The sequence below is a fragment of the Allokutzneria albata genome (assembly GCF_900103775.1).
GTDB classification, from domain to species: domain Bacteria; phylum Actinomycetota; class Actinomycetes; order Mycobacteriales; family Pseudonocardiaceae; genus Allokutzneria; species Allokutzneria albata.
This window is the reverse complement of the sequence record NZ_LT629701.1, coordinates 4,859,531-4,886,010: the sequence shown is the minus strand read 5'-3', so window position 1 is coordinate 4,886,010 and position 26,480 is coordinate 4,859,531. Positions and strand designations below refer to the sequence as shown.

At 71.0% G+C, this 26,480-nt stretch carries 32 protein-coding genes; 22 read left to right on the top strand and 10 right to left on the bottom strand.

Annotated features, from left to right (window positions below; all coding sequences use genetic code 11):
* Positions 1-5 precede the first annotated feature (5 nt).
* Together BLT28_RS21905 and BLT28_RS21900 are read right to left on the bottom strand one after the other, a co-directional pair.
* Positions 6-575 carry an isochorismatase family protein gene (locus BLT28_RS21905; protein WP_030428880.1) on the bottom strand — a complete coding sequence of 190 codons (570 nt, stop codon included), beginning with the start codon at positions 573-575 and terminating at the stop codon, positions 6-8.
* A gap of 10 nt (positions 576-585) precedes the next feature.
* Positions 586-1,872: a nicotinate phosphoribosyltransferase gene (locus BLT28_RS21900; protein WP_030428881.1), complete on the bottom strand. Its 1,287-nt coding sequence runs from the start codon at positions 1,870-1,872 to the stop codon at positions 586-588.
* A gap of 105 nt (positions 1,873-1,977) precedes the next feature.
* Here BLT28_RS21900 and clpS point away from each other — a divergent pair, with 105 nt between their 5' ends.
* From clpS to BLT28_RS21855, 9 genes are all read left to right on the top strand, one after another.
* The gene (gene clpS, locus BLT28_RS21895) at positions 1,978-2,277 is read left to right on the top strand and encodes an ATP-dependent Clp protease adapter ClpS (RefSeq protein ID WP_030428882.1); all 300 of its coding nucleotides are present in this window, start codon (positions 1,978-1,980) and stop codon (positions 2,275-2,277) included.
* Positions 2,274-2,864, top strand: a complete 591-nt coding sequence (locus BLT28_RS21890; RefSeq protein ID WP_156050786.1) for a DUF2017 domain-containing protein — start codon at positions 2,274-2,276, stop codon at positions 2,862-2,864. The genes clpS and BLT28_RS21890 overlap by 4 nt, the downstream gene beginning before the upstream one ends.
* Entirely contained in the window at positions 2,857-3,915 is a 1,059-nt protein-coding gene (locus tag BLT28_RS21885) for a P1 family peptidase (protein WP_030428884.1), read from the top strand. Before BLT28_RS21890 ends, BLT28_RS21885 begins: the two co-directional genes overlap by 8 nt.
* 95 nt (positions 3,916-4,010) lie before the next feature.
* Positions 4,011-5,117, top strand: coding sequence for a ThiF family adenylyltransferase (locus BLT28_RS21880; protein WP_052407169.1), 1,107 nt, complete (start codon positions 4,011-4,013; stop codon positions 5,115-5,117).
* 39 nt (positions 5,118-5,156) lie between these two features.
* The gene (locus BLT28_RS21875; RefSeq protein ID WP_030428886.1) at positions 5,157-5,414 is read left to right on the top strand and encodes an ATP-dependent Clp protease adaptor ClpS; all 258 of its coding nucleotides are present in this window, start codon (positions 5,157-5,159) and stop codon (positions 5,412-5,414) included.
* Entirely contained in the window at positions 5,407-6,036 is a 630-nt protein-coding gene (locus tag BLT28_RS21870; protein ID WP_030428887.1) for a DUF2017 family protein, read from the top strand. Before BLT28_RS21875 ends, BLT28_RS21870 begins: the two co-directional genes overlap by 8 nt.
* Positions 6,037-6,105: 69 nt before the next feature.
* The gene (locus BLT28_RS21865; protein WP_030428888.1) at positions 6,106-6,582 is read left to right on the top strand and encodes a Mov34/MPN/PAD-1 family protein; all 477 of its coding nucleotides are present in this window, start codon (positions 6,106-6,108) and stop codon (positions 6,580-6,582) included.
* 79 nt (positions 6,583-6,661) lie between these two features.
* Entirely contained in the window at positions 6,662-6,940 is a 279-nt protein-coding gene (locus BLT28_RS21860) for a MoaD/ThiS family protein (protein ID WP_030428889.1), read from the top strand.
* Between the two features lie 4 nt (positions 6,941-6,944).
* Positions 6,945-7,895, top strand: coding sequence for a PLP-dependent cysteine synthase family protein (locus tag BLT28_RS21855; protein WP_030428890.1), 951 nt, complete (start codon positions 6,945-6,947; stop codon positions 7,893-7,895).
* Positions 7,896-7,901: 6 nt separating this feature from the next.
* Here the strand turns inward: BLT28_RS21855 and BLT28_RS21850 are convergent, their stop codons facing one another.
* Positions 7,902-8,759 carry an SMP-30/gluconolactonase/LRE family protein gene (locus BLT28_RS21850; RefSeq protein ID WP_197683884.1) on the bottom strand — a complete coding sequence of 286 codons (858 nt, stop codon included), beginning with the start codon at positions 8,757-8,759 and terminating at the stop codon, positions 7,902-7,904.
* 79 nt (positions 8,760-8,838) lie between these two features.
* Here BLT28_RS21850 and BLT28_RS21845 point away from each other — a divergent pair, with 79 nt between their 5' ends.
* Genes BLT28_RS21845 through BLT28_RS21830 form a run of 4 tightly spaced genes read left to right on the top strand, consistent with a single transcriptional unit; the run spans position 8,839 to position 11,824 of the window.
* On the top strand, positions 8,839-9,444 hold the full coding sequence (locus BLT28_RS21845) for a hypothetical protein (protein WP_030428892.1): 606 nt from the start codon (positions 8,839-8,841) through the stop codon (positions 9,442-9,444).
* Positions 9,445-9,479: 35 nt separating this feature from the next.
* Positions 9,480-10,127, top strand: a complete 648-nt coding sequence (locus BLT28_RS21840) for a rhomboid family intramembrane serine protease (RefSeq protein ID WP_231950376.1) — start codon at positions 9,480-9,482, stop codon at positions 10,125-10,127.
* Positions 10,124-10,948, top strand: a complete 825-nt coding sequence (murI, locus tag BLT28_RS21835) for a glutamate racemase (protein ID WP_043811056.1) — start codon at positions 10,124-10,126, stop codon at positions 10,946-10,948. Before BLT28_RS21840 ends, murI begins: the two co-directional genes overlap by 4 nt.
* Positions 10,949-10,996: 48 nt before the next feature.
* Positions 10,997-11,824: an MBL fold metallo-hydrolase gene (locus BLT28_RS21830; protein WP_052407170.1), complete on the top strand. Its 828-nt coding sequence runs from the start codon at positions 10,997-10,999 to the stop codon at positions 11,822-11,824.
* Here BLT28_RS21830 and BLT28_RS21825 read toward each other — a convergent pair.
* Positions 11,780-12,295, bottom strand: a complete 516-nt coding sequence (locus BLT28_RS21825; protein ID WP_030428896.1) for a DUF2231 domain-containing protein — start codon at positions 12,293-12,295, stop codon at positions 11,780-11,782. The two genes, BLT28_RS21830 and BLT28_RS21825, sit on opposite strands and share 45 nt — an antisense overlap.
* A 73-nt stretch (positions 12,296-12,368) precedes the next feature.
* Here BLT28_RS21825 and rph point away from each other — a divergent pair, with 73 nt between their 5' ends.
* The gene (gene rph / locus BLT28_RS21820) at positions 12,369-13,127 is read left to right on the top strand and encodes a ribonuclease PH (RefSeq protein WP_030428897.1); all 759 of its coding nucleotides are present in this window, start codon (positions 12,369-12,371) and stop codon (positions 13,125-13,127) included.
* Complete coding sequence (gene rdgB, locus BLT28_RS21815) at positions 13,124-13,732, top strand: RdgB/HAM1 family non-canonical purine NTP pyrophosphatase (protein ID WP_030428898.1); 609 nt, start codon at positions 13,124-13,126, stop codon at positions 13,730-13,732. The genes rph and rdgB overlap by 4 nt, the downstream gene beginning before the upstream one ends.
* Here rdgB and BLT28_RS21810 read toward each other — a convergent pair.
* Positions 13,718-14,620, bottom strand: a complete 903-nt coding sequence (locus BLT28_RS21810) for a hypothetical protein (protein ID WP_052407171.1) — start codon at positions 14,618-14,620, stop codon at positions 13,718-13,720. The genes rdgB and BLT28_RS21810 overlap by 15 nt on opposite strands.
* Before the next feature lie 119 nt (positions 14,621-14,739).
* Complete coding sequence (gene bcp / locus BLT28_RS21805) at positions 14,740-15,213, bottom strand: thioredoxin-dependent thiol peroxidase (RefSeq protein WP_030428900.1); 474 nt, start codon at positions 15,211-15,213, stop codon at positions 14,740-14,742.
* A gap of 138 nt (positions 15,214-15,351) precedes the next feature.
* On the opposite strand from bcp, the gene BLT28_RS40320 reads away from it, so the two are divergent.
* Entirely contained in the window at positions 15,352-15,579 is a 228-nt protein-coding gene (locus BLT28_RS40320; protein WP_030428901.1) for a hypothetical protein, read from the top strand.
* Positions 15,580-15,627: 48 nt separating this feature from the next.
* Here the strand turns inward: BLT28_RS40320 and BLT28_RS21795 are convergent, their stop codons facing one another.
* Positions 15,628-16,044: a hypothetical protein gene (locus tag BLT28_RS21795; RefSeq protein ID WP_030428902.1), complete on the bottom strand. Its 417-nt coding sequence runs from the start codon at positions 16,042-16,044 to the stop codon at positions 15,628-15,630.
* Positions 16,045-16,115: 71 nt separating this feature from the next.
* Between BLT28_RS21795 and BLT28_RS21790 the strand changes: the two genes are divergently transcribed.
* Complete coding sequence (locus tag BLT28_RS21790) at positions 16,116-16,445, top strand: cupin domain-containing protein (RefSeq protein ID WP_030428903.1); 330 nt, start codon at positions 16,116-16,118, stop codon at positions 16,443-16,445.
* 183 nt (positions 16,446-16,628) lie between these two features.
* On the opposite strand, the gene rho is transcribed toward BLT28_RS21790, so the two are convergent.
* The 3 genes from rho to BLT28_RS21775 all read right to left on the bottom strand — a co-directional run bounded on the left by rho (position 16,629) and on the right by BLT28_RS21775 (position 19,512).
* Positions 16,629-17,708: a transcription termination factor Rho gene (gene rho, locus BLT28_RS21785; protein WP_231950375.1), complete on the bottom strand. Its 1,080-nt coding sequence runs from the start codon at positions 17,706-17,708 to the stop codon at positions 16,629-16,631.
* A 264-nt stretch (positions 17,709-17,972) separates the two neighbouring features.
* Positions 17,973-18,698 (bottom strand): DUF305 domain-containing protein, encoded by a 726-nt coding sequence (locus BLT28_RS21780; protein WP_231950374.1) that lies wholly within the window; start codon positions 18,696-18,698, stop codon positions 17,973-17,975.
* Positions 18,691-19,512 (bottom strand): DUF3105 domain-containing protein, encoded by an 822-nt coding sequence (locus BLT28_RS21775; RefSeq protein ID WP_030428906.1) that lies wholly within the window; start codon positions 19,510-19,512, stop codon positions 18,691-18,693. Before BLT28_RS21775 ends, BLT28_RS21780 begins: the two co-directional genes overlap by 8 nt.
* Positions 19,513-19,669: 157 nt before the next feature.
* Here BLT28_RS21775 and argS point away from each other — a divergent pair, with 157 nt between their 5' ends.
* Genes argS through thrB form a run of 5 tightly spaced genes read left to right on the top strand, consistent with a single transcriptional unit; the run spans position 19,670 to position 26,090 of the window.
* The gene (gene argS, locus BLT28_RS21770; RefSeq protein WP_030428907.1) at positions 19,670-21,331 is read left to right on the top strand and encodes an arginine--tRNA ligase; all 1,662 of its coding nucleotides are present in this window, start codon (positions 19,670-19,672) and stop codon (positions 21,329-21,331) included.
* A complete protein-coding gene (gene lysA / locus BLT28_RS21765; protein WP_030428908.1) occupies positions 21,328-22,746 on the top strand; it encodes a diaminopimelate decarboxylase in 1,419 nt (472 codons plus the stop codon). The genes argS and lysA overlap by 4 nt, the downstream gene beginning before the upstream one ends.
* A gap of 13 nt (positions 22,747-22,759) precedes the next feature.
* Positions 22,760-24,079, top strand: coding sequence for a homoserine dehydrogenase (locus tag BLT28_RS21760; protein ID WP_030428909.1), 1,320 nt, complete (start codon positions 22,760-22,762; stop codon positions 24,077-24,079).
* The gene (gene thrC, locus BLT28_RS21755) at positions 24,076-25,164 is read left to right on the top strand and encodes a threonine synthase (protein ID WP_231950373.1); all 1,089 of its coding nucleotides are present in this window, start codon (positions 24,076-24,078) and stop codon (positions 25,162-25,164) included. The genes BLT28_RS21760 and thrC overlap by 4 nt, the downstream gene beginning before the upstream one ends.
* An 8-nt stretch (positions 25,165-25,172) precedes the next feature.
* Entirely contained in the window at positions 25,173-26,090 is a 918-nt protein-coding gene (gene thrB, locus BLT28_RS21750; RefSeq protein WP_030428911.1) for a homoserine kinase, read from the top strand.
* Positions 26,091-26,480: the final 390 nt, after the last annotated feature.

Here is a 26,480-nt window from a genome sequence, read left to right as displayed (position 1 = left end):
GGGGCCTAGCGGACCACCGGGGTTCCGTCCGTCCGGACCCCGGCTTCGCCGAGCGCGGTCAGCGCTGTGTCCACAGTGGACTGCGAAACGCCCGCGGTGAGGCCGAGCAGCACGGTGACCGCGAAACCCTCCTGTGCGGCGTCCAGAGCCGTCGCGCGCACGCAGTGGTCGGTCGCGATGCCTACGACATCGACCGCGTCCACGTTTCGCGCACGAAGCCAGTCGGCGAGCGTGCGCCCGGTGGCGTCAGCGCCCTCGAAACCGGAGTAGGCCGCCGAATAAGCGCCCTTCGAGAAGACCGCCTCCACGCGCGTGATGTCCAGCTCCGGGTGGAAGGACGCGCCCGCGGTGCCCGCGACGCAGTGCACCGGCCAGGAGTCGACGTAGTCCGGGGTCTCGCTGAAGTGGCCGCCCGGATCGACGTGGTAGTCCCGCGTGGCCACGACGTGGTCGTAGTCCTTGGTGGCCATGTGTTCGGAGATCGCGGCCGCGACGGCCGCCCCGCCGTTCACCGCGAGCGAACCGCCCTCGCAGAAGTCGTTCTGCACGTCCACAACGATGAGTGCCCTAGTCATCGAAGCTCCCTCACGCGAAGACCGTCGGGATGACCGGCTCGCCGCCGGAGAGCGCCAGGCCCTCCCACGGCACGCTGACCAGTGCCTGGCGCAGGCGCTGCCTGCCGTCATCCAGGGTGGGCAGCTCCGGCACCACCTGTCCAGCGCGCACCAGGGGAATCTGGAGTTCCCTGTCGTGATCGTGATGTTCCGGCGCCGGACCGTCCACGTGGTAGACGACCTCCTCCACCGCGGTGCCGGTCGCCTTGTAGCGGCGCAGCGCGGCCTTGCGCCCGCCCCTGGACTCCTTGTGCGAGCTGCGCTTCGCGACCGGGCGGCCGTCGACCTCGACCAGCTTGTAGACCATTCCGGCGGTCGGCGCGCCGGAACCGGTGACCAGCGAGGTGCCGACGCCGTAGGCGTCCACCGGTTCGGCGCGCAGCGCGGCGATCGAGTACTCGTCCAGGTCGCCGGAGACCACGATCTTGGTCTCGCGGGCGCCGAGTGCGTCGAGCTGTTCGCGCGCCTGCCGCGCGAGCACGCCGAGGTCGCCGGAGTCGATCCGCACCGCGCCGAGCTTCGGGCCCGCGACGCGGACAGCGCGCTCGATGCCCCTGCTGATGTCGTAGGTGTCTACCAAGAGCGTGGTCTGGACGCCGAGCGCGTCGACCTGTGCGCGGAACGCGTCCTCTTCGCTGTCGTGCAACAACGTGAAGGCGTGTGCACAAGTGCCCGCGGTGGGGATGCCGTAGCGCCGCCCAGCCTCCAAATTGGACGTTGAGGTGAAGCCGGCGAGGTACGCGCAGCGCGCCGACGCGACCGCGGCCTCCTCGTGCGTGCGCCGCGAGCCCATCTCGATCAGCCTGCGCCCGTTGGCCGCGGACGACATCCGCGCCGCCGCGGAGGCCACGGCGCTGTCGTGGTTGAGGATGGACAGCGCCAGCGTCTCCAGCAGCACGCCTTCGCCGAAGGACGCGGTCACGGTCATGACGGGGGAGCCGGGGAAGTACAGCTCGCCCTCCGGGTAGCCGACGATGTCGCCGCTGAACCGGTAGTTCGCCAGCCAGTCCAGGGTCGCGCGGTCCACGACGGCGGACGCTTCGAGCTTCGAGAGTTCTTCGTCACCGAAGCGGAAGTTCGCCAGTGCGTCCAGGAACCGCCCTGTGCCCGCGACCACGCCGTAGCGCCGCCCTGTCGGCAGGCGCCGCGCGAACAGCTCGAACACGCACGGCCGGTCCGCCGTGCCGTCGCGCAGCGCGCTGGCCAGCATCGTCAGCTCGTAGTGGTCGGTCAGGAAAGCGGTGCTAGACGCCGTCATGGGGTGGAAGCCTACGACCGAGCTTCACGCGGACGGGGCGAATGTCATTCAATGCACTGATCGTGCCGTTCGCAGCCCTCGTGGGAGCGTGACACCATGGTCCCCATGTCCACGCCCGTTGCGCAGGAGCGGACACAGGTTGAGCCGACCGAAGACGTGGTCGGTGCCCAAGACAAACCGTGGATGACGGTCGTGTGGAACGACCCGGTCAACCTGATGTCCTACGTCACCCATGTATTCCAGAAGCTCTTCGGCTTCAGCAGGGACCACGCCGAGAAGCTGATGCTCGACGTGCACAACAAAGGCAGGGCCGTGGTGTCCTCCGGCGCCAAGGAGAAGGTCGAGGCCGACGTGGCGAAGCTGCACGCCGCCGGTCTCTGGGCGACCATGCAGCGGGACTCGTGAACAGTTGGCGCCGTGAAGGTGATCGCCTCGTCGCGACCCTCGCTCAGCAGGAGGCCGCGCTCATCCGCGGCATGGTCGACCAGATCAGGGACATGCTCGTCGGCAGGGCCGAGGAGGCCCCGCAGGACGAGCTGGCCGCCCTGACCGGCATCCGCACCGGGCCGTCGTTGGCACCGGAGAACCCGATCATGGCGCGGCTGCTGCCGGACTTCCACCGCGCGAGCATGGAGGACCCGGACGGCGAGCTGGACGCCGAGTACGCCAACTCGGCGGCGGCGCTGCGGTCGCTGCACGAGCCCGCGGTGCTGGAGGCGAAGACAGCCGCGACCACGGTGGTCATGGAGACGTGCCCGGTCGACGGCGGGGAGGCCCGGCTGTCCGAGGCTGAGGCCGAGTCCTGGGTCGCCGCGCTCAACGACGTGCGCATCGCGCTCGGCACCGCGCTCGACCTGACCGACGACATGCCGGACGAGCTCGACCCGAGCGATCCGCGCGCGCCGCACTACGGCGTCTACCAATGGCTGACCTGGGTGCAGGGGAGTCTGGTCAACGAGCTGCTCTTCGACGACGATCCTGCCTATGACTGATTTGCCCGGGGCGCACAACGCGATCACAGATGTCCCTGGCGTTCGTGTTGGGCACTACGAGCGAATCGGAGATGGCTGGGCGACCGGCACCACCGTCGTCCTGGTGGACAAGGGTGCGACCCCTGCGGTCGACACCCGCGGTGGAGCGCCTGGCACGCGTGAGACCTCCGCGCTGGAGCCGTCGACGCTCGTGCAGCGTGTGCACGGGGTGTGCCTGACCGGCGGCAGTGCCTACGGCCTCGCCAGCGCCGACGGCGTCATGCGTTGGCTGGGGGAGCGGGGGATCGGACTCCAGGTCGGTGCGGAGCCGTGGCAGGTCGTACCCCTGGTTCCGGCTGCGGTGTTGTTCGACCTTCCGCTGTCCGACTGGGGAAACCGTCCGGACGCGCACTTCGGTTACGCGGCTTGTGAAGCCGCTGCTGACGGCCTGGTGGCGATGGGCTGTGTCGGTGCGGGAACCGGTGCGACAGCTGGTGTGCTCAAAGGCGGGATCGGCACCGCGAGCACCGTTGTGACCGACAGCTGCACCGTGGGCGTTCTGCTGGCCATGAACGCTTGCGGCGAGACCGTGGACCAGAACACCGGTCTGCCGTGGGGTGCGTCTTCTGAGGTCAACGGCGAGTTCGGTATCGGCGCACCCAACGCCGGGGAGGTCGCAGCTGCCCGCGAGTGCCTTAGCGCGAAGCCTGAGCCGCTGAACACGACCATCGGCGTCGTCGCGACGGACGCCGCGTTGAGCAAGGCGGAGTGCCAGCGGCTGGCGATCGCGGCTCACGACGGGCTCGCCCGTGCGGTCCGCCCCGCGCACACGATGTACGACGGCGACACCTTCTTCGTGCTCGCGACGGGGGGACGGGAGCTGCCCACGGGCTCCGGGCACCGCTACCGCACCACTGAGACGCGGCCGCGCGAACTCGACCGGCTGTGCGTCGCGGCGGCGGACGCGGTCACCCGGGCGGTCGTGCACGCGATGCTCGCCGCCGTCACGATCTCCGGGAAGCCCGCCTACCGCGACCTCTACCCGTCCGCGTTCCGGAGCGCTCCGAAATAAATTCGGATTGCACTGTCAAATCCCGCTCAGGTCTGCACCAGCGTTGTATCAGGTCAATTGACGCGTCGTTCCCGGCGCCGATAGGTTCGCCGGGAATGGGGGTGCTGGCTGTGAAGTTCGTCGAGCGCGCGAAGCCCAGGGTGAAACCCGAGCACGCGCCGCACCGGATTTCCGGCGATCGAATACGGGTCGGCGGATCGGTGCACGGAATCGCGACCGAGATCGCCGATCCGACCGGCGCCGTGTGGACCCTGCTGGAGTGCCTCGACGGGACGCGCCCCGCGGGCGAGATCGTCGACCACGTGGTCGAGCGGCACCCGGACAGCACCCGCGAGGACATCCGCGGCGTGCTCGGCCAGCTCATCGCCATGGGCTACATCGAGGACACCAGGGCCGACGAACCGGACGAGCTGACCGAGCGGGAGCGGACCCGGTACGCGCGCGGCGCCCGGTTCTACCGGTGGGTGGACCTCGCACCGCGGCCGAGCAGGTGGGAGACCCAGCTCAAGCTGCGGGACGCCAGCGTCGCCGTGATCGGCCTCGGCGGCACCGGCGGTGCGCTGGCGTTGTCGCTGGCCGCGAGCGGTGTCGGGCACCTGCACTGCGTGGACGGGGGCACCGTCGAGCTGGCCGATCTCAACCACCAGGTCATCTACGCGGAGCCGTCCATCGGCCGGGGCAAGGCGGAGGCGGCAGCCGCCCGGCTGCGCGAGCTCAACTCCGACATCAGCGTCACCGTCTCCGCCGGGCACCTCTCCTCGGCCACCGGCCTCGCCGACCTGACCGACCTGGCGCGTCGCTTCGACGTGCTGGTGCTCGCGACCGGGCGGACGCGCGCGGTGCGCGAGTGGGCCAACCACGCCAGCCTGCGGACCCGGACGCCCTGGGTCGACGCCGGTTATCAGGGGCCCCGCACCGCGGTCGCGGTTTATGTCCCGGGACTCGGTGCCTGCTACGAATGCCTTCGGCTCGCCGATCCTGCGCAGGAAGCCGAAATCAAGAGTAATGCCGCTCACGCCGCGTCGGCCGGTATCGCCGGATTCCTCGCCTCTTATGCGGTCATTTCTCTTGTTGCCGGAATAAGTCCGGTGCGCTCGGGCCGGATCAGCGGCCTGAACCTGGTCGACCCGGAGCGCGGGCACATCGTCGAGGCGCCGAGACGGCCCGGCTGTCCAGCCTGCGGGGTGAAATCGGGCCGGTGACGGGTTCGGTTGGCGGTGCCCGCCCGCCATACTGGCCCGATGAACGACGCGAGCTGGCGTGTCCTGGTCTGGGACGACGACGTCAACACCACCCACGTCGTGCAGTACGTGCTGTATCGCGTGTGCGGCATGTCCCTCATCGACGCGGCCCGCACCATGATCATGATCCACCAGCAGGGCTACGCCGAGGTGGCCCGGTTCTCCGAGCGGTCCGACGCCGAGCGGTTGGTGTCCGGGCTGATGGTGTGCGGGCTGCGGGGCGGCCTTGCCCGGGTCGAGGCGGTCACCGTTGGCTGAGAACAAGCTCGACGCGCTGGACCCCCCGGTCACCAGGCACACCGAGGCCGACGAGGTACCCGCCCAGACCGCCCGCGAGGGCGACCGCGTCCTGCTCCGGCTGACCCCGACCGCGGCGGCGACGGTGCGGATGGTGCTGCGCCAGCTGCTGGACGTGCTCGAATCGGGGACGGTGCCGGAGGCGGGCCGCGGTCCGTTCGGCAGGCGCGTCCGGCTCACCCAGAACATCCTGCTGCGCCGGATGTTCCCCGCGGTCAGCGCGGACCCGGCGATCTCGGCCGATTTCCGCGCACGGCACGAGCCCGGGGTGCGGGCGGAGGTGCTGGTCGCCACGCGCAGGGTGCTCGGCGGCTGGACCGGGGTGGCCGAGGTGCGGCTGGAGGCCGACGAGTTCGACGACTGGATGACCGCACTCGGCGCGGCCCGCTTCCTGTTCTCCCCGCGCAAGGGCACCCGCCTCGTGCACCGCACCGTGGGCGGTCACGACGCCGCGGCCACGCTCACGATGATCCAGGACCTGATGGAGGTGCTGGTGCACGCGGCCTGTCCCGATCTCGCGCAGCAACTGGAGGCCGCGGTGGCGTGGGGGCACGGCGAGCCCATGACCGCCCCTCGGGACTGAAGGCGCTGAACAGCCCGTCCCGGGCTCACATTCTGGGACCGGCCTTCCTGTTCCCCGTAGGATGGTGGAGTGCTGGTGATCCGACGTGACCTCGTGGACGCGATGGTCGCGCACGCCCGCGAGGACCACCCCGACGAGGCGTGCGGCGTCCTCGCCGGTCCCGAGGGCTCCGACCGGCCCGAGCGGTTCATCCCGATGACCAACGCCGCGCGTTCGCCGACCTTCTACCAGTTCGACTCGATGGAGCAGCTGCGCCTGCACCGCGAACTGGAGGCCAACGGCGAGGTCCCGGTGGTCATCTACCACTCGCACACCGCGACCGAGGCGTACCCGTCGCGCACCGACGTGAACATCGCCGCCGAGCCCGACGCGCACTACGTGCTCGTCTCCACCCGTGACCCGCTGGAGCACGAGTTCCGCTCCTACCGGATCGTCGAGGGCGTGGTGACCGAGGAGCCGGTGGAGATCGTCGACACCTACGACGCCTCCATCGAGCGCTTCATGCTCTCCAACACCGGCCCCGACGACGTTCCCGACTGTCGCTGAGGCCCCGCGCGCCGGGAACATCCCGGACCGCGCGCATGTTCAGGTGTTGAAGTCCGTTCGCTGACTGGAGGAATCCACCATGGCCGTCACCGTTTCCGTCCCCACCATCCTGCGCACGCACACCGGTGGCGAGAAGACGGTCGAGGCGTCCGGCACCACCCTCGCCGAGATCATCGACGACCTGGAGAGCCGCCACGGTGGCCTGAAGACCCGCCTGGTGAAGGAGGGGTCGCTGCACCGCTTCATCAACGTCTACGTCAACGACGAGGACGTGCGCTTCGCCGGTGGACTGGAGGCCGCGGTCAAGGACGGCGACAACGTCACCATCCTGCCCGCCGTGGCCGGCGGCGCGCGCTAAGCGGATGGCCAGGTACGACTCGCTGCTCGACGCGCTCGGCGACACCCCGCTGATCGGGTTGCCGCGGCTGTCGCCCAGCGCGGACGTGCGCCTGTGGGCGAAGCTGGAGGACCGCAACCCGACCGGCTCGATCAAGGACCGCCCGGCGCTGGCCATGATCGAGGCGGCAGAGCGGGACGGCCGGCTGCGCCCCGGCTGCACGATCCTGGAGCCGACGTCCGGCAACACCGGCATCGCGCTGGCCATGGCCGCCAAGCTCAAGGGCTACGCGCTGGTCTGCGTCATGCCGGAGAACACCTCGGTGGAGCGGCGGCAGTTGCTGCTGGCCTACGGGGCGCGGATCATCACCTCGCCCGCGGCCGGCGGGTCGAACCAGGCGGTGGCCACGGCGAAGAAGATCTCCGCCGAGAACCCGGACTGGGTGATGCTCTACCAGTACGGCAACCCGGCCAACGCGGAGGCGCACTACCGCGGCACCGGGCCCGAGCTGCTGCGCGATCTGCCGACGCTGACCCACTTCGTCGGCGGGCTCGGCACCACCGGCACCTTGGTCGGTGTCGGTCGCTATCTGCGGCAGCACAAGAAGGACGTGCAGATCGTCGCGGCCGAGCCTCGCTACGGGGAGCTGGTCTACGGTCTGCGCAACCTCGACGAGGGCTTCGTGCCCGAGCTGTACGACCCCGAGGTGCTGACAGGCCGCTACTCGGTCGGATCGCTCGACGCACTGCGCCGCACGCGCCAGCTGCTGGAGCACGAGGGCATCTTCGCCGGGATCTCCACCGGGGCAGTCCTGCACGCGGCCCTCGCGGTCGCGGAGAAGGCAGCAGGTGCCGGAGAGACCGCGGACATCGCCTTCGTCGTGGCGGACGCGGGGTGGAAGTACCTCTCCACCGGTGCTTATTCGGGAACCCTCGAAGAAGCCGCCGCGCGCATCGACGGCCACCTCTGGGCCTGATCGTCGCTACCCCGTGAAGAGCGGGGTGGGAACCCCCTGGCCTACGTCCGGGAAAACGAACACGGAGCCCGCGAGGGACTCGGACGCCAGTGTCTCCTCCGGGAGGTCCGTGCGCGCCGAAGTGACGTAGAGGTCCGTGAAGCCGTCACCGCCGAAGCAGCACGCGGTGGGCCGCGACACCGGCAGTGCCAGTTCTCGGTCCAAGCGGCCGTCTGGGGTGTAGCGGCGCACGGCGCCTCCGTCCCACAGCGCCACCCAGATGCAGCCGTCTGCGTCGACGCACAATCCGTCCGGTTGGCCGTCACCGTCGACCGCGCACAGCTCGCGGCGGTTGACCGCTTCGCCCGATTCGCGGTCGTAGTCGAAGACGTCGATGCGACGGGTCGGCGTGTCCACGTAGTACATCAGCGAGCTGTCCGGGCTCCAGCCGATGCCGTTGCTGACCGTCACGTCGTCGAGCACGACCTTGGCTGCGCCGTCCGCTTCCACGCGCGCCAGCCATCCGCCGCCGGGCGCCGTGTCGTAGCGCATCGTGCCCGCCCACAAGCGCCCCGCCGGGTCCACGGCCGCGTCGTTGCCGCGCACGCCGTCACGCGCCCAATAGACGAGCCAGCGCTTGCTGTCGTCCCTGTCCCACAGCGCGATCCCGTCGCGGAGGTTCAACACCAAGCCGCCGCGCGTGCGCGGTTTCGCGGCACCGACGTGCTGCGGCACGACCGTCGAGTCGTCCGTTCCGCGGCCTGGGTGGTAGCGGTGGACCTCGCTACGGAGCACGTCCACCCACAGCAGCGTGCCCGTGGTGATGTCCCAGGTCGGCCCCTCGCCCAACTCGGCTTCGGCCTTCAGCGCCACCTCAGCGATCACGATCTGACCCTAATCCCTGAGACGTGAATCCGGGTCACCCCCGATGTGGCGGGCTGTTCACAGACATAGCGTTCCCGCCATGTTCGCTTCTACGCCACTTCACCAGGCCAGCCAGCGCGGCAACGCCGTCTCCGAGCAGACCGCCGGCCGGATCATGCTCGGGGTGGCGGCGGTCCTCTTCGGCGTCTCCGTTCTCCAGTCGCTGCTGTCCCCGGTGCTGTGGCTGCCGGGCATCTCGCACAACAGCGCCTTCGGCTTCCTCGCGGTGCTGTGGGCGCCGCTGGTGACCGGTGGGCTGGGCTCGCTCGTCGTCGCGCTCGTGTGGACGGTGCCGATCGGCTTCCTGGCGCTGCGGCACCTCGGAGTGCGGCACGTCGCCGTGATCAGCGCGGTGAGCTGGGTGGTCGGCGGCCTCGCGCTGTGGATGAACGCCTCGTACCTCGGCTACACCGGCCCGTACGTGGTGGTCGCCGGATGGCTCGGGGTGCTGATCGCGCGGCGCTGTTTCGGTACCGACAAGGACGGTGACACCACGGCGACCTGGCTGTTCCTGCTCTTCGCGCTGACCTTGTTCTTCCAGACCCACGCGTCGGTGTCCGGCATCGCCGCCCACGTGGTGGCCGCTGCCGCGGCCTGTGGTGCGTCGTGGCTGGTCACTAGCGGGGGAATCAGGGTTCGACCCTGAAGACCGGTTCAGTGCGCTGACGTAGCCTCGAACAGGTGCAGCCAGTTCCCGGAACGACCCCGACGCCCCGTGCCGACGCGCGCGTGCTGCCGGCGAAACCGAAGCAGGCGGCCATCGCGATCGTCGGCTTCGTGGCCGCCCTGTACCTGATCGAGCTGATCGACGTGATCACCAACGGCGCACTGGACGCGGGCGGGATCACCCCGCGCGAGCTGTCCGGGCTGACCGGGATCATCTGGGCGCCCGCGTTGCACTTCGGCTGGGACCACCTCGCCGCCAACACGCTCCCGGTGCTGGTGCTCGGATTCCTGACGATGGCGGGCGGGATCGGCCAGTTCGTGGCGGTGACCGCGACCATCTGGCTGGTCGGCGGGATCGGCGTCTGGCTGATCGCGCCCGAGGGCACCATCCACGCCGGGGCATCGATCCTGATCTTCGGCTGGCTGACCTTCCTGCTGCTGCGCGGGTTCCTCACCCGGCGCTTCCTGCAGATCGCCCTCGCGGTCGTGCTGTTCTTCCTCTACGGCAGCGCCCTGTGGGGCATCCTCCCCGGCCAGCCCGGGGTCTCCTGGCAGGGCCACCTCTTCGGCGCGGTGGGCGGCGTGCTCGCCGCGTGGCTGGTGGCGAGGGCGTCCAGGCAGACTTCGAGCAGGCCCGAACTCCCCGGTAACCTCGGGGTGTGAGCAGCGCGCCGATCGGAATCCTCGACTCCGGGGTCGGCGGGCTGACCGTCGCCCGCGCCATCCTCGACCAGTTGCCCGCCGAGCGGCTGCGCTACGTCGGCGACACGGCGCATTCCCCGTACGGCCCGCTGCCCATCGCGAAGGTCCGCGAGCACGCGCTCGACGTCGCCGACCGCCTGGTCGCCAGCGGGGTCAAAGCCCTCGTCATCGCCTGCAACTCCGCGTCCGCGGCGTGCCTGCGCGACGCCCGTGAGCGCTACGACGTCCCGGTGGTGGAGGTCGTGCTGCCCGCGGCCCGGCGCGCCGTGGCGACCAGTCGCAGCGGCCGGATCGGGGTGATCGGCACGCGCGCGACGGTGACCTCCCGTGCCTACGAGGACGCCTTCGCCGTCTCGCCGGGCACGCGCGTCACGAGTGTCGCCTGTCCGCGTTTCGCGGACTTCGTCGAGCGCGGGGTGACCTCCGGCAGGCAGATCCTCGGGCTCGCCCAGAGTTATCTGGAGCCGTTGCAGCGCGCGGAAGTGGACACCGTCGTGCTCGGGTGCACGCACTACCCGATGCTGACCGGGGTGATCCAGCTCGTCATGGGCGACGCGGTCACGCTGGTCTCCAGCGCGGAGGAGACCGCGAAGGACGTCCTCCGGGTGCTCACCACCGAGGACCTGCTCGCGGAACCGGGCGACGAGCCCCCGCACCACGAGTTCATCGCCACGGGGCCGCCGCAGCCGTTCACCAAACTGGCACACCGGTTTCTCGGGCCTGTGCTGGGTACGGTGACCGGTTCGGGTGACGGACTGCTACCGGTGCCGGGGACCGGTTGACCGGAACGACCCCTGGGCGAGCGCGCCGGGGCGTGCCACGCTCGACTGGTGCTGCTGACCATCCTCGGCTGCTCGGGCAGCCTTCCGGGTCCGAACGCCCCCGCCTCCGGTTATCTCGTTGAGGCGGAAGGTTTTCGGCTGCTCATCGATCTGGGAAACGGCGCGCTCGGCGCGCTCCAGTCGCGGTGCGACCCGTTCTCGGTGAATGCCGTAGTGCTTTCACATCTGCACCCTGACCACTGCGCGGACTTCTCCGCGCTGACGGTGCTCCGCCGGTACCACCCGGCCCCGCCGTACGACCCGAGGGAGCTGCGGCTGCCGGTTTTCGCGCCGGAGGAGGCGCCGACCCGCCTCGCGGCCGCGTACGCGCCGAGCGAGGAGGAGCGCGTGGCAGCGGATCTCTCGGACGTGTACGAATTTCACGCACTCGCCGAAGGGACTATCCACATAGGACCGTTCGAGGTGACCGCGGCGCGCGTGGCGCATCCGTGCACTGCGTTCGGGTTTCGCGTTTCGCACGCCGGACAGGACCTCGTCTACACGGGTGACAGCGGACCCTGTGAGGCGCTGACGCGACTGGCGGACGGTGCGAACCTGTTGCTGTCAGAGGCGTCGTGGCCGCACAGCCCCGCCAATCCGGTGGACGTGCACATGTCCGGCAGGGAGGCCGGAGAGCTGGCCAGGGCTGCGGGGGTCCGGCAGCTCCTGCTCACCCACGTGCCGCCGTGGACCGACCGCAGGACGATGCTCAGGGAGGCCCGCGCGGTGTTCGCCGGGCCGATCCAGCTCGCTGAACAAGGCGTCACGTATCCCATCGGCCCGCAGAACGGCTCAGCTGCCACCCGTAGGCACGCGGCCCTCCCAAACCGCCGTTGAGCCCGTGTGCCCCGTGCGCACGACCTGCACCGTGGTGGCTACCGCGAGCACCACGGTGAGCACGGCGGCGGCGACGCTCGCAAGACGCCACACTCGGGCCCGTGAGTCCGTGGGGTCCGGCTCCCGGTCGGAGACCCGTCCGGACAACACGAGCACCAGCACGGCGACGCCGAAGCCGATCGCGAGCGGCATCAGCACGGACGCCAGGGCGGAGTGCTCGGCGATGAGCGGGTTCGCGCCGCCCATCGCCGCGTTGAGCTGGTCGCCGCTGAAGGTCGCCATGGGGACGGAGGCAACACCGAGCACGGTCATCGCGAGCACCGGCCAGCCGAAGCGGCGGCGCCAGGCGGGGCGCAGCGCGATGAGGGTCGCGCCGACCGCGGCGAGGGGCAGCAGCACCACGACGGCGTGCACGACGAGCGGGTGCAGCGGCAGTCCGTCAACGGTGGTCAAGTCCTGTGCGAGCACCATGTAGGTATTCAACGCGCGTCGGCTCCGGGTGGTTCAACGACAAGCCGATCCGGTGAACGCCTAATGTAGGCGCGTGGCGCGTACCGACGGCAGAAACGACGATGCCCTCCGCGAGATCCGGATCACCCGTGGCTTCCAGGAGTGGCCAGCGGGTTCGGTCCTGGTGGAGTTCGGCAAGACCAAGGTGTTGTGCGCGGCGAGCGTGCAGGACGGCGTGCCGCGGTGGCGCACCGGCTCGGGCAAGGGCTGGGTCACCGCCGAGTACGCGATGCTGCCCTCCGCGACGCACACCCGCAGCGACCGCGAGTCCGTCAAGGGCCGCGTCGGCGGGCGCACGCACGAGATCAGCAGGCTGATCGGCCGCTCGCTGCGCGCGTGCATCGACCTGTCGGCGCTCGGCGAGAACACCATCGCGATCGACTGCGACGTGATCCAGGCAGACGGCGGCACCCGCACCGCGGCGATCACCGGCGCCTACGTGGCGCTCGCCGACGCGGTCACCTGGCTGGGCGCGGCGGGCAAGCTCGCCGACCCGAAGCCGCTGTCCTGCTCGATCGCGGCGGTCAGCGTCGGGGTTGTGGACGGGCGGGTGCGGCTGGACCTGCCCTACGAGGAGGACTCGCGCGCGGAGGTCGACATGAACGTCGTCGCCACCGACGCGGGCACCCTGGTCGAGGTGCAGGGCACCGGTGAGGGCGCGACCTTCGCCAGGTCCACTTTGGACCGCATGATCGACGTGGCGCTCGCGGGTTGCGCGCAGCTGGCCCGGCTCCAGGCCGAAGCGCTCGCGGCGCCGTACCCCGGTGTGCTGCCGACCGGGCCGAAGGCATGACCCGGGTCCTGCTCGCGTCGCGGAACGCGAAGAAGCTCGGCGAGCTGCGCCGCATCCTGGAGGCGGAGGGGGTGCGCGGCGTGGAGATCATCGGGCTCGACGACGTGCCGGAGTTCCCCGAGGCCCCGGAGACCGGCGCGACCTTCGAGGAGAACGCGCTGGCCAAGGCGCGGGACGCGGTCGCGGCGACCGGCCTGCCCGCCGTCGCCGACGACTCCGGCATCGCCATCGACGCCCTCAACGGCATGCCCGGAGTGCTCTCCGCGCGCTGGGCGGGCGGGCACGGCGACGACGCCGCGAACACGGCGCTGGTGCTCGCCCAGCTCTCCGACACCCCGGACGAGCGGCGCGGCGGCGGCTTCGTGTGCGCGGCGGCCCTGGCGCTGCCCGGCGGCGAGGAACTGGTCGTGCGGGGCGAGTGGCGCGGCACGATCACCAGGGAACCCAGCGGTACCAACGGTTTCGGCTATGACCCGATCTTCCTTCCCGAGGGGTCCGACCGCACGTCCGCGGAGATGGACCCGGCCGAGAAGGACGCCGCGTCGCACCGGGGCCGGGCGCTGCGCGCTCTGCTGCCGCACCTGCGTGCGCTAGCGGAGCAGTAGCGGGCGCAGGGCCTGGGTGGCCTCGGTGACCATCTTGGAGCCCCAGCCCCAGTTGGCCCCGCCCGCGCTCTTGGTCAGGACCACGACGACGTAGCGGTGGTCCGCGCCGATGACCCCGGTGGTGTGCAGGTCCATGCTGCCGCTGCCTGCCGCCCAGCCCTGCTTGATCGCCCACGTCAGGCCGTCGAGCGCGCGCGGGATGCCGAAGTGCTGGTCGAACCCGTCCGCGGCGATCGCGGGGGCGGCGTGCAGTGCGGGCATGATCGCGTCGGGTGCCTGGTCGAGGATGTGGTCGTAGATCTTCACGACGTCCCGTGCGGAGATCATCGTGTTGCCCCAGCGCCCGTCGGGCTGGGGCGGCTCCGCGTCCAGGCCCAGCCGGGCGGCCACCCTGCGGACGATCTGACCGCCGCCCCCGGCCACCCACAGCTCACTGGCCGCGGCGTCGTGGCTGAGGGAGAGCATCTGGGTCAGTTTGGTGCTGTTCGGGCGCTGCGTGCCCCGTTCGAGGGCGTCGATCGCGATCATGAGCTTGACCAGCGACGCGGACCGGAACGTGCGGTCCGCTCCCTCCTCGAACAGCGAGGTACCGCTCCGCCGGTCGAACACCTGCGCGGACACGGTCGCCGGACCGGCCGCCCTGCGGAGCGCGGCGCGCACCACCTGGTCTGGGGACGGGTGTGCACCCTGCCGCGAGGGGTTGCGCGGCGCGGGCGCCTTGGACGGCTCGGGGACCGCCGCCCGGTACTCGGGCACGGGTGACTGCGAGGTGGCGGCCACGACCTCGGGGAAGGCCACGTCGGGCACGGGGTCCCCGCCCGCGGAGGCGAACAGGGCGGCGCACGTCAGCAGCACGGCGGAGACGGCCGCGCTGACCAGGACAACCATGGGTCTCACGACCGGTGGTACGGGAGCCGTTCACCCGAAAGTTGTGGGTGGGGAGCGGCAACTTCCCGCCCGGTCGCGCCGTACGGACGCCCTGGTCAGCCAGGTTGCCTCGGATCGGGTCAGACGCCGATCTCGCGCCGCAGCTTCGCGACGTGGCCGGTAGCGCGCACGTTGTACATGGCCTTGGTGATCAGGCCGTCCGGGTCGACGACGAAGGTCGAGCGGATCACCCCGGTGACGGTCTTCCCGTACATTTGCTTCTCGCCGAAGGCTCCCCACTCGGTGAGCACGGTCTTGTCCACATCGGACAGCAGCGGGAAGGTCAGTCCCTCCGCGTCGCGGAACTTGGCCAGCTTCGCGGGCTTGTCCGGGGAGATCCCGAGCACCGCGAAGTCGGCGTCGTTGAGCTCGGCGAGGCTGTCCCGGAAGTCGCACGCCTGCTTGGTGCAGCCCGGCGTGCTCGCGGCCGGGTAGAAGTAGACGACCACGTGCTTGCCCTTGAAGTCGGCAAGCGACACCGGCTTCTCGTCGGCGTCGGGGAGGGTGAATCCCGGCGCGGTGTCACCGGGGGCAAGGCGCTTCTGCTCGCTCATGAACGCAGACGCTAGCCATCGCCGCCGGGAGAGCGGCTCGTGCCCCCGGATGTGGTGACAGCGAAGGGAAGACGCAACCGACCGCGGAGCCGAACAGTCCAACCCCTGTTCGTCACTTCACACTGGGGAGCGAGATTCATGGTGCGAGCTGCAAAGGCCGTTTTCGTCGGCGTCGCGGTCGCGGGCCTGCTCGCGGTCACACCGCTGAGCGCGTCGGCCTACCCGACCCACAGGTACTTCAAGTCCTTCGACGCGTGCGAGGTCGAGGCCAGGAAGATCCGCGACGGCATCGCCGGGGCCGAGTGCAAGCTCGAGGTGCACGGCTGGCCGCCGAAGTTCCGCTGGCACCTGCACGCGTACAACTGATCGACTCGGTGGGTCTTCGGGCGGCGGCCGGGCGACCAGCCGCCGCTCTCATGCGGTCAGCAGGCCGATCCCGAGCGTGACCACGCCCGCGGCCAGTGCGAGCGCCCCGAGCCACACCACGGCGAAGAGCTTGTTCGGCCGGGTCACCTCGCCGCGCCCGGCGGAGGAGGCGAAGAAGCCCGCCGACATCAGGATCGCCGCGAGCGGCACGCCCGCCCTCGCCACGTATCCCGCGAAACCGTCCAGCGCGGTCGCGTCGGCCAGCACCAGGCAGATCAGCCCGAGCGTGACGAGCACTCCGGCGTGCGCGTGCCCGGCCCGCGCGAAGTCCTTCTGGAACCTGGTCATCGGGACCGCGCCGCGCGCGATCTTGGTGAGGAACCAGCCGCCGACCTCGATGGTCACGACGGACAGCAGCACGACACCGGCGATCACCTGCGACGCCGGGCTGAGGTGGATGGTCATGGAGGTCTCCGCGCTCGTTTGGGAACGATGTTATAAAACATCGTTACGGAGACTCGTGTCAAGCTCGGGGGATGACGGAGTGGAAGCCGCTGCGGGTCGTTGAGGGCCTGTCCATGCTCGGCGGTGAAGGCCGGTACCGGGTGCGCGCGAGCAGTGCGCACGGAGTGCTGCTGGAGATCACCTATCCCGCGGGTGTGGCGAGTCCCGTGCACAGTCATGACCACGACAGCCACGTGTACCTGATGCGCGGCCACGTCACCGGCACGCTCGCCGGAGAACCGGTGGAGCTGCGCGCGGGAGAGGTCGTCGTGCACCCGCGCGGCGTGCCGCATTCTGTCGTTGCGGTGACGGACAGCACGTGGCTGGAGTTCAAGTCCCCGCCCACCGTTCCGCTGGCGTGAAATGGATTCCGCCCACACCACACGCGGCGCTTGCTGCCCTTTCCTCGCCATGGCAGCGTTGAAAGTGGGGGTTCCCCCTGGCCGTGCGAAAGCCACCCTCGCCCGCGGAAGCCGCTGCGTCCCAGGCGAACCGCGCCCGCGCAACCGCGTCGCGCTCCGAACCCCGGCAAGAGGGGGTCGGGGTCAGCGGGGCTGGTGGGCGGCGAGCTGCATGAGGAACTCGGCGTTGGTCGGCGTCTTGCGGAGACCGTCCAGCAGGTGGTCGATCGCGTTGTGCTCGCGGGTGTTCAGCGCTCGGCGGAGGCGGCTGCCGGTGATCGCCAGTTCCTCCGGCGTGAGCAGCAGGTCGTCGCGGCGGGTGCTGGACTGCTGGACGTCCACGGCGGGGAAGACGCGGCGCGAGGCCACCCTGCGGTCGAGCTTCAGCTCGGCGTTGCCGGTGCCCTTGAACTCCTCGTAGGTCACGCCGTCGCCGGCCGAACCCGTCTCGACGAGCGCGGTCGCGAAGATCGTCAGAGAGCCGCCGCCCTCGATGTTGCGCGCGGCGCCGAGGAACCGCTTGGGCGGGTGCAGCGCGCTGACGTCGACGCCGCCGCTGAGGATGCGCCCGGAACCGGGGGCGGCGAGGTTGTACGCGCGAGCGAGCCGGGTCAGCGAGTCCAGGAGCACCACGACGTCGCGGCCGGTCTCCACGAGGCGCTTCGCCCGCTCGATCGCCAGTTCCGCCGAGGCGATGTGCTCGGCGGGCGGGTGGTCGAAGGTGGAGGCGACGACCTCGCCGGGCATCGAGCGCCGGATCTCGGTGACCTCCTCGGGGCGCTCGCCGACGAGCACGGCCATCAGGTGGCACTCCGGGTGGTTCTTGCTGATGCCGTGCGCGATGTCCCGCAGCACAGTGGTCTTCCCCGCCTTCGGCGGTGCGACGATCAGGGCGCGCTGGCCCTTGCCGACGGGCATGACGAGGTCGACGACACGGGTGGTGAGCCGGTGCGGCTCGGTCTCCAGGCGCAGCCGCTCGTTCGGGTGGATCGGGGTCAGATCGCCGAATGTGGCTCTGTCGCGGGAGTTCTCCGGCGGAACGCCGTTGATGGTGTCCACTTCGGACAGTGCGCCGCGGTCGTCGGCGGGACCGCTGACGGTGTCGCCGCGGCGGAGGGCGTGCCTGCGCACGAGGCTCGCGGGTACCGGGACGCGGTCCCCGCACTCGATCTGCAGTGAGGCTGATTTTCCTTGTACGTCAAGGAAACCGGTGATGGTGTTCATGGTGTCGGTCCTTCCGGACAGCATTGATCGCGGCCGGAGGCGGTCGGTCCACAGAGGACGGACGCGACGGGCTTCGGCCGTGGCGAGAGGTACGGCTCCCGGTCGACACGCGGTCATCGCGCGGAGGAGGAGCGATCAGATCTCTTGTGGGAATCGGGATGTCATCCAGCAAGAGCAGATGAGCCGAAGGTACCCCGCCGTCGCCGTCCTGGCAAGCGAAACGCCCCGCACCGGCGTCGGCGAGGGGCGTTGCGCGTCAGGGGATCAGTTCATCGGGAGCGGCTGACCGCCCCGCGCGGTGAGCAGGTTGCGCAGGGTCTCGGTCTCCTTCCCCTGCGACAGCAACATGCTCTGCGCCAGGTTCTTCACCTGGGGGTTGGTCGCGTACTTCGCCGCGTACTCCATCATCTGCGCGCCGCCCTGGTGGTGGCGCAGCATCAGCTGGAGGAACATCACATCCAGCGCGCGCCCGGACAGCGAGCGCAGGCGCTGCCACTCCTGCTGGGTGTACATGCCCGGCATGGTGTCCACGCCCGGGTCGTTCGGGTTGGTCGCGCCGTGCCCGTGCGCCGCCGCCTCCGCCCCGGTCATCCACTTCATGTACTTGCCGGAGGCGGGCAGCTCAGGCTTGTCCCACAGCCCGAGCCAGCCCTCCATCCGGCCGACCTGGCCGAGCTGGCTGGTCTCGATGTCGAAGGCGATCTGCCGGATGGCCTGGTCGGTGCTGTGGTCGCGCGCCCAGCCCGCCATCTGCACCGCCTGCCGGTGGTGCACGCTCATGTCCTGGGCGAAGCCCACGTCGACCGAGTTGCTCGCGGGCACGCCGTGACCGCCCGGCAGGCCGATCAGCAGCCCGCCCGCCGCGCCGAGCAGCAGGACCGCCAGCACCGCGACGGACACGACGAGCACGCGCATGCCTGTGGAGGTCTCCGAGTGAGCCCGGTCCGCCCCGATCTCGTCGGCGGGATCGGGCACGACCGCGTCAGCCACCGGAACCGGGCTGCGGCTGGCCGCTCGGCTGGGGCTGGCCGCTCGGCGGCGGGGCGGGCGGCTCGTAGTTCATCGGCTTGGCGTCGGGGCCGGGCGGGGTGGCGTCGAACGGCGGCGGGTTGTCCGGGTCGAACGCGCCGGGGCCGAGCGCGTCGCAGGAGGCGTTCAGCTCGGGGTAGGTGAACTGGTTGCGGCGCAGCGCGTGGACGAACTGGTCGATGCGCGGGTCGTCGGCGCTGTCCAGCTTCAGCTGGCGCCCCCAGGACTGCAGCGAGATCGGCCGGTCCAGCGTCGGGTACGGCGACATCATGATGAACTGCTGGTTGACGACCTTCTTCTTCAGCGTCTCCAGCGCCGCCCCGGTGACCTTCTCCGGGTGGTAGGCGATCCACACCGCGCCGTGCTCCAGCGAGTGGACCATGTTCTCGGTGCGCACCGGCCGCTCGTAGACGTTGCCCATGCAGGCCGCCCAGTAGCCGTCGTGCGGGCCGCCGAAGGCCGGGGACTGGTCGTAGGCGACGCGGTCGGCGGGGGAGACGTGGCTCTGCGGTTTGTAGTCCTTGAAGACCACGCCCTCGATCTGCTTCGACGGGTCCTGGTTGGACTGCGACGGAGTGAACGGGGCGAGCGCGTCGAGCTTGGACTGCTTCTCCGCGTGCTGGAAGTAGACGAAGCCGAACACACCGCCCGCGAACACCACGACCACGAGGATCGCCGCGATCAGGCCCCACGGTGTCGGTTTCTTGATCGCCGCCGCCGCGCGAGCCGCGCTGGCTTCCCGCCGCGCCTGCTTGCTGTTCTTGCCGCTGGCCATGCCCTCGGTCCCCGTCCCTGATCGCTCGTCAACCGCGCGCCAGTCTAAGGACGGCAGGTCAAGCCCGGGTCAGCTCAACGGACTATTCGCGCTCCCACCAGACGGGAGCGGGGGAAGCGCGTTCGCTGCTCCGATCGGGTATCCCTAGACTTGAGCGGTGACCCCCGCTGCCCTCGCCGAACTGGTCCGTTCCACCGCCGTCGACGTCCTGACCGCCCGTGGTCTCGACCCCTCGGTCCTGCCGGCCCAGGTGACCGTCGAGCGACCGCGCAACCCCGAGCACGGCGACTACGCCACCAACCTCGTGATGCAGATCGCCAAGAAGCTCGGGGTCAACCCGCGCGAACTGGCCGTCGAGCTGGCGGCCGCGCTCGGCGGGACCGACGCGATCGACTCCGCCGAGGTCGCCGGGCCCGGCTTCGTCAACCTGCGGCTGGCCGCCGACGCCACCGCCGGACTGGTGCGCGCCGTGCTGACGGCGGGCGAGGAGTACGGCAGGGGCACGGCGCTGACCGGGCGCAGGATCAACCTGGAGTTCGTCTCCGCCAACCCGACCGGCCCGATCCACCTCGGCGGCACCCGCTGGGCCGCGGTGGGCGACGCCCTCGGCCGGGTGCTCAGCGCCCAGGGCGCCGAGGTCACCCGCGAGTACTACTTCAACGACGCGGGCGCGCAGATCGACCGCTTCGTGAAGTCGCTGGTCGCCGCCGCCAAGGGCGAGCCCGCCCCGGAGGACGGCTACGGCGGCGAGTACATCGGCGAGATCGCGAGCCAGGTCGTCGCGGCCGAGCCGGGCGCGCTGGAGCAGCCCGAGGCCGAGCGGGACGAGACCTTCCGCCGGGTCGGCGTGAACCTGATGTTCGAGCAGATCAAGAAGAGCCTGCACGAGTTCGGCACCGACTTCGACGTCTACTTCCACGAGAACTCCCTGCACCAGTCCGGCGCGGTGGAGCGGGCCGTCGAGAAGCTCAAGGCGCAGGGCAGCCTGTACGAGAAGGACGGCGCCTGGTGGCTGCGGTCCTCCGACTACGGCGACGACAAGGACCGCGTCGTCATCAAGAGCGACGGCGCCCCGGCCTACATCGCCGGTGACATCGCCTACTTCCAGGACAAGCGCGCCCGCGGCTTCGACCTGTGCATCTACATGCTCGGCGCCGACCACCACGGCTACATCGCCCGGCTCAAGGCCGCCGCGGCCGCGGCCGGGGACGACCCGTCGACGGTCGAGGTGCTGATCGGCCAGCTCGTCAGCCTGGTCCGCGATGGCAAGCCGGTGCGGATGAGCAAGCGCGCGGGCACCGTCGTGACGATGGACGACGTGGTCGACGCGATCGGCGTCGACGCGACCCGCTACGCCATGATCCGCGCCTCCGCGGACTCCACCCTGGACATCGACCTGGACACGTGGAGCAAGCGGACCAGCGACAACCCGGTCTTCTACGTCCAGTACGCGCACGCCCGGCTGGCCTCGCTCGGCCGGACCGCCGCGGACCTGGGCATCGAGCTGGGCGACGTGGCCGACGCTGACCTGTCGCTGCTCACCCACGAGCGCGAGGGCGACCTGATCCGCACGCTCGGCGAGTTCCCCAGGGTGCTGGCCTCCGCCGCCGAGCTGCGCGAGCCGCACCGCGTCGCCCGCTACCTGGAGGGGCTGGCCGCGGCCTACCACAAGTTCTACGACTCCTGCCGGATCCTGCCGCGCGGTGACGAGGAGATCAGCCCGGTCGCCGTGCCGCGGCTGCACCTGTGCGCCGCCGCCCGTCAGGTGCTGGCCAACGGACTTGCCCTGCTGGGCGTGAGCGCACCGGAGCGAATGTGAGAGCGCACCCCGCCGGTCCCCGGCACGCCGATGTCATCGTCCCGGCGAACACCGCCGGGCCCCGTCCCGTCTCCACCGCCGAGCAGGACGAGCTGCACCCCAACGTCTGGCCGCGCAACGCCCGCCGCACCGAGCAGGGCGCGGTGGAGCTGGCCGGGGTGGACGCCCGCGACCTCGCCGAGCAGTACGGCACGCCGTTGTTCGTGATGGACGAGGACGACTTCCGCGCCCGCTGCCGCGAGCACGCCGAGGCCTTCGGCGACCCCGCGCTGGTGCACTACGCCTCCAAGGCGTTCCTGTCCGTGGAGATCGCCCGCTGGGTGGCCCAGGAGGGCCTCGGCATCGACGTGTGCAGCGGCGGCGAGCTGGCCATCGCGCTGCGCGCGGACTTCCCGCGCGAGCGGATCGCCTTGCACGGCAACAACAAGTCCGTCGCCGAGCTGACCGCGGCGGTGCAGGAGCGGATCGGCGTCGTCGTGGTCGACTCGTTCCTGGAGATCGCCAGGCTGGACCAGATCGCCCGCGAGCGCGGCGTCGTCCAGCCGGTGATGATCCGCGTCACGGTCGGTGTCGAGGCGCACACCCACGAGTTCATCGCCACCGCGCACGAGGACCAGAAGTTCGGCTTCTCGCTCGCCTCCGGTGACGCCGCCGACGCCGCCGCGCGAGTGCTCAAGGCCGAGGGCCTGTCGCTGGTCGGCCTGCACAGCCACATCGGCTCGCAGATCTACGACGCGGACGGCTTCGAGATCGCCGCGCACCGGGTGATCGGCCTGCTCGCGCGGCTGCGCGCGGAGCACGGCGCGGAGGCGCTGGCCGATCTGTCCACTGTGGACCTCGGCGGCGGGCTCGGTATCGCTTACCTGCCAACGGACAACCCGCCCCCGCCGGCCAAGCTCGCCGAGCAGCTGCTGTCCATCGTGGAGCGCGAGTGCGGCCTGGCCGGCATCCCCGTTCCGAAGGTGGCCGTCGAGCCCGGCAGGGCGATCGTCGGCCCCGGCACGGTCACCCTCTACGAGGTCGGGACGATCAAGGACCTGGAGCTGGGCGGTGGCACGCGGCGGCGCTACGTCAGCGTCGACGGCGGGATGAGCGACAACATCCGCACGGCGCTCTACGACGCCGAGTACGACTGCCGCCTGGTGTCCCGTTCCGCCGAGGCCGAGCCGGTGCTGTCCCGAGTAGTGGGCAAGCATTGTGAGTCCGGGGACGTTCTGGTGCGAGACTGCTGGTTGCCGGGTGACATCGCGCCCGGCGACCTGCTCGCGGTGGCCGCGACCGGCGCCTACTGCTACGCCATGGCCAACGGGTACAACCGGCTGGTCAGGCCCGCTGTCGTGGCCGTGCGCAACGGCCAGGCCCGGGTGCTGCTGCGGCGGGAGACCGAGGAAGACCTCTTCCGCCTGGAGGCGTGAGTTGAGTAGCACAGTGTCGAAACCGACCGCGGCAGAGCCGATCAAGGTCGCGCTGCTCGGCTGCGGCACGGTCGGCACCGAGGTGGTGCGGCTGCTGCACGAACAGGCCGACGACCTGGCCGCCCGCGTCGGAGCCCCGGTCGAGCTGACCGGCATCGCGGTCCGCAGGCCGAACAAGCACCGCGACGTCCCGGCCGAGCTGCTGACGACCGACGCCGCCGCGCTCGTCGCGCGCGCGGACGTGGACGTGGTGGTCGAGGTCATCGGCGGGATCGAGCCGGTGCGCACGCTGCTGGTCGACGCGCTCTCGGCGGGCAAGTCGGTGGTGACCGCGAACAAGGCGCTGCTGGCGGAGAACGGCGGCGAGCTGTTCACCGCCGCCGACGACTCCGGGGCCGACCTCTACTTCGAGGCCGCGGTCGCCGGTGCCATCCCGCTGCTGCGCCCGCTGCGCGAGTCCCTCGCCGGGGACCGGATCACCCGGGTGATGGGCATCGTCAACGGCACCACGAACTACATCCTCTCCGCGATGGAGGCGACCGGCTCCGGCTACGCCGAGGCGCTGGAGGAGGCGAGCAGGCTCGGGTACGCCGAGGCCGACCCGACCGCCGACGTCGACGGCTTCGACGCCGCGGCCAAGGCGGCGATCCTGGCCTCGATCGCCTTCCACACCAGGGTCACCGCCGCGGACGTGCACCGCGAGGGCATCTCCGCGGTGACCGCGGCCGACATCGCCGCGGCCCGCTCGCTCGGCCGCACGGTCAAGCTGCTGGCGATCTGCGAGCGCGTCACCGACGCGGGCGGCGACGAGGCCGTCTCGGTTCGCGTGCACCCGGCGATGATCCCGAAGTCGCACCCGCTGGCCGGGGTCGGCGGTGCGTTCAACGCCGTCTTCGTCGAGGCCGACGCGGCCGGTCAGCTCATGTTCTACGGCCAGGGAGCGGGGGGCGCGCCGACCGCGAGCGCGGTGCTCGGCGACCTGGTCGCGGTGGCCCGCAACCGGGTGGCCAGCGGCCGTGGACCCCGTGAGTCGGCCTACGCCGAACTACCGGTCCGGCCGATGGGCCAGACGGAGACGGCCTACCACATCAGCCTGGACGTCGCCGACCAACCGGGCGTGCTGACGCAGGTGGCCGCGGTCTTCGCCGAGCACGGCGTGAGCATCGCGGCGGTGCGGCAGGAGGGCCGTGACCACGAGCCCTCGGCGAGCCTGGTGGTGGTCACCCACGCCGCCCCCGACGCCGCCCTTCGGTCCACAGTGGACAAAGTCGCCGGGCTGCCCGTGGTGCGCGAGGTGGTCAGCGTGATGCGTGTCGAGGGCGAGGAACAGTGACCGCAACGCACAGTCCGATCAGCCCGGTCAGCGCGGGCTGGCCGGGGATCATCAACGCCTACCGCGACCGGGTGGCCGTCCCGGACGGCGCGCGGGTCGTGACGCTGCACGAGGGCGGGACCCCGCTGCTGGAGGCCCCGCACCTGTCGGAGCTGACCGGCTGCCGGGTGCTGCTGAAGGTGGAGGGGCACAACCCCACCGGCTCCTTCAAGGACCGCGGCATGACGGTCGCGATGACGCACGCGCTCGCCGAGGGCAGCAAGGCCGTCATCTGCGCCTCCACCGGCAACACCTCCGCCTCCGCCGCGGCCTACGCCACCAGGGCCGGGCTGACCAGCGCGGTGCTGGTGCCGCGCGGCAAGATCGCGCTCGGCAAGCTGGCCCAGGCGGTGGCGCACGGCGCGCGCATCCTCCAGGTGGACGGCAACTTCGACGACTGCCTGGAGCTGGCGCGCAAGACCGCGGCGGAGTACCCGATCTCGCTGGTCAACTCGCTCAACCCGGTGCGCATCGAGGGCCAGAAGACCGCGGCGTTCGAGATCTGCGACGTCCTCGGCAGGGCGCCCGACGTGCACTGCCTGCCGGTCGGCAACGCGGGCAACATCACCGCGTACTGGAAGGGCTATTCGGAGTACGCGGCGGACGGCGTCGTCGAGTCCGCGCCGCGGATGTTCGGCTTCCAGGCCGCGGGCGCGGCGCCGCTGGTGCACGGCACGCCGATCTCGAACCCGGAGACCATCGCCACGGCGATCCGGATCGGCAGCCCCGCGTCGTGGAACGGCGCCATGACGGCGAAAACCGACTCCGGCGGCCTGATCGACGCGGTCACCGACGAGCAGATCCTCGACGCCTACCGGGTGCTGTCGGCGCGCGAGGGCGTGTTCGTCGAGCCGGCGTCCGCCGCGAGCGTCGCCGGACTGTTGCTCACATCGGGCGACGGGCGAATGCCCAAGGGAGCCCTTGTGGTCTGCACGGTGACCGGTCACGGCCTCAAGGACCCGGACACGGCACTGCGCGACATGCCCGAGGTGGAGGCGCTTCCGGTGGAGCCGGGCGTCATCGCCGCCGCGCTCGACCTGAGGTGAGGACCGCCGTGAACTCTGCCGTCCGGGTGACGGTTCCCGCTTCGACGGCCAACCTGGGCTCCGGCTTCGACGCGCTGGGCATGGCGCTGGCCATGCACGACGTGCTGGAGGTCGAGGTCGCCGACGACGGCCTGCTGATCGAGGTCGCCGGGGAGGGCGTCGGCCAGGTCCCGGCCGACTCCTCGCACCTCGTCGTGCGGGCCGTCCGCGCCGCGTTCGACGCCTGCGGGTTCGACGCGCCCGGCCTACGGCTTCGATGTCATAACAAGATTCCGCACGCGCGGGGGCTCGGATCCTCCGCGGCGGCCGTCGTCGCGGGGGTCGCGGCGGGCTACGCGCTCGCCGGGCACAAGCTCGACGACAGTGACCTCAGGGACGAAGCCCTGAACCTCGCGGCGGAGTTCGAAGGACACGCCGACAACGCGGCCGCGAGCTTCTACGGCGGTGCGGTGATCGCCTGGCACGACGGCGCCAAGCACCGGGCCGTGCGCGTCGAGCCGCACCCGGACCTGGCCCCGATCGCGTTCGTGCCGGAGGTCACATCGTCGACCGGGACGACGCGGGGACTGCTGCCGGAGCGGGTCCCGCACCGCGACGCCGCCTTCGCCGCCGGGCGCGCCGCGCTGGCCGTCCACGCCATCGGCACCCGTCCTGACCTGCTGTTGGACGCGTCGGCCGACCGGCTGCACCAGGAGTACCGCAGACCGGCGTGGCCGGAGTCGATGCGGCTGGTGGATGCCTTGCGGGAAGCGGGAATCGCGGCCGCGATCTCCGGTGCGGGACCCACCGTGCTCGCGCTGCCCACCGGGGCGGGCGCGCTGCCGGAAGACCTGCCGCTGACCGGGTTCACCGCGCACCGGCTGCCGGTGGACCTCGACGGCGTGCGCGCCGAACCCCTCGGCGCGGGCGGTCCCGGGACCGGATGAGTCGATCTTCCTCACCCGGATGCGCTAAAGCACAGGTAGACAAGGCCCTTCGCGGCGCGTCGCGGGTGCCCGGTTGTTGCACCGGTCTTCGGCGGGGTCTACGCTTTGCAGCATCAGTCACCGCGCGCACGGTCGCCGGTGCAGTTCCCGGACACATGTCTCCGGGTCGCATCTCCCGTTGAGAGTTGACCTTGTGGCCCAACCACGACAAGGTCGTCGCCCTCGGGTACCCGACCGCCGCAGTGACTGACGAGTTCCGTATCGGTGGCCATGATCGCCTGCGATACCCCGAGGTTCCGCGAGGCCCCGCCGAGACTGGACTTGAAGCGCTGTTCCCGCGTCCCGCGGCGGCGGCGCTCCGCTGGTTCGCGTAGGAGGCGCGTTCCGGTC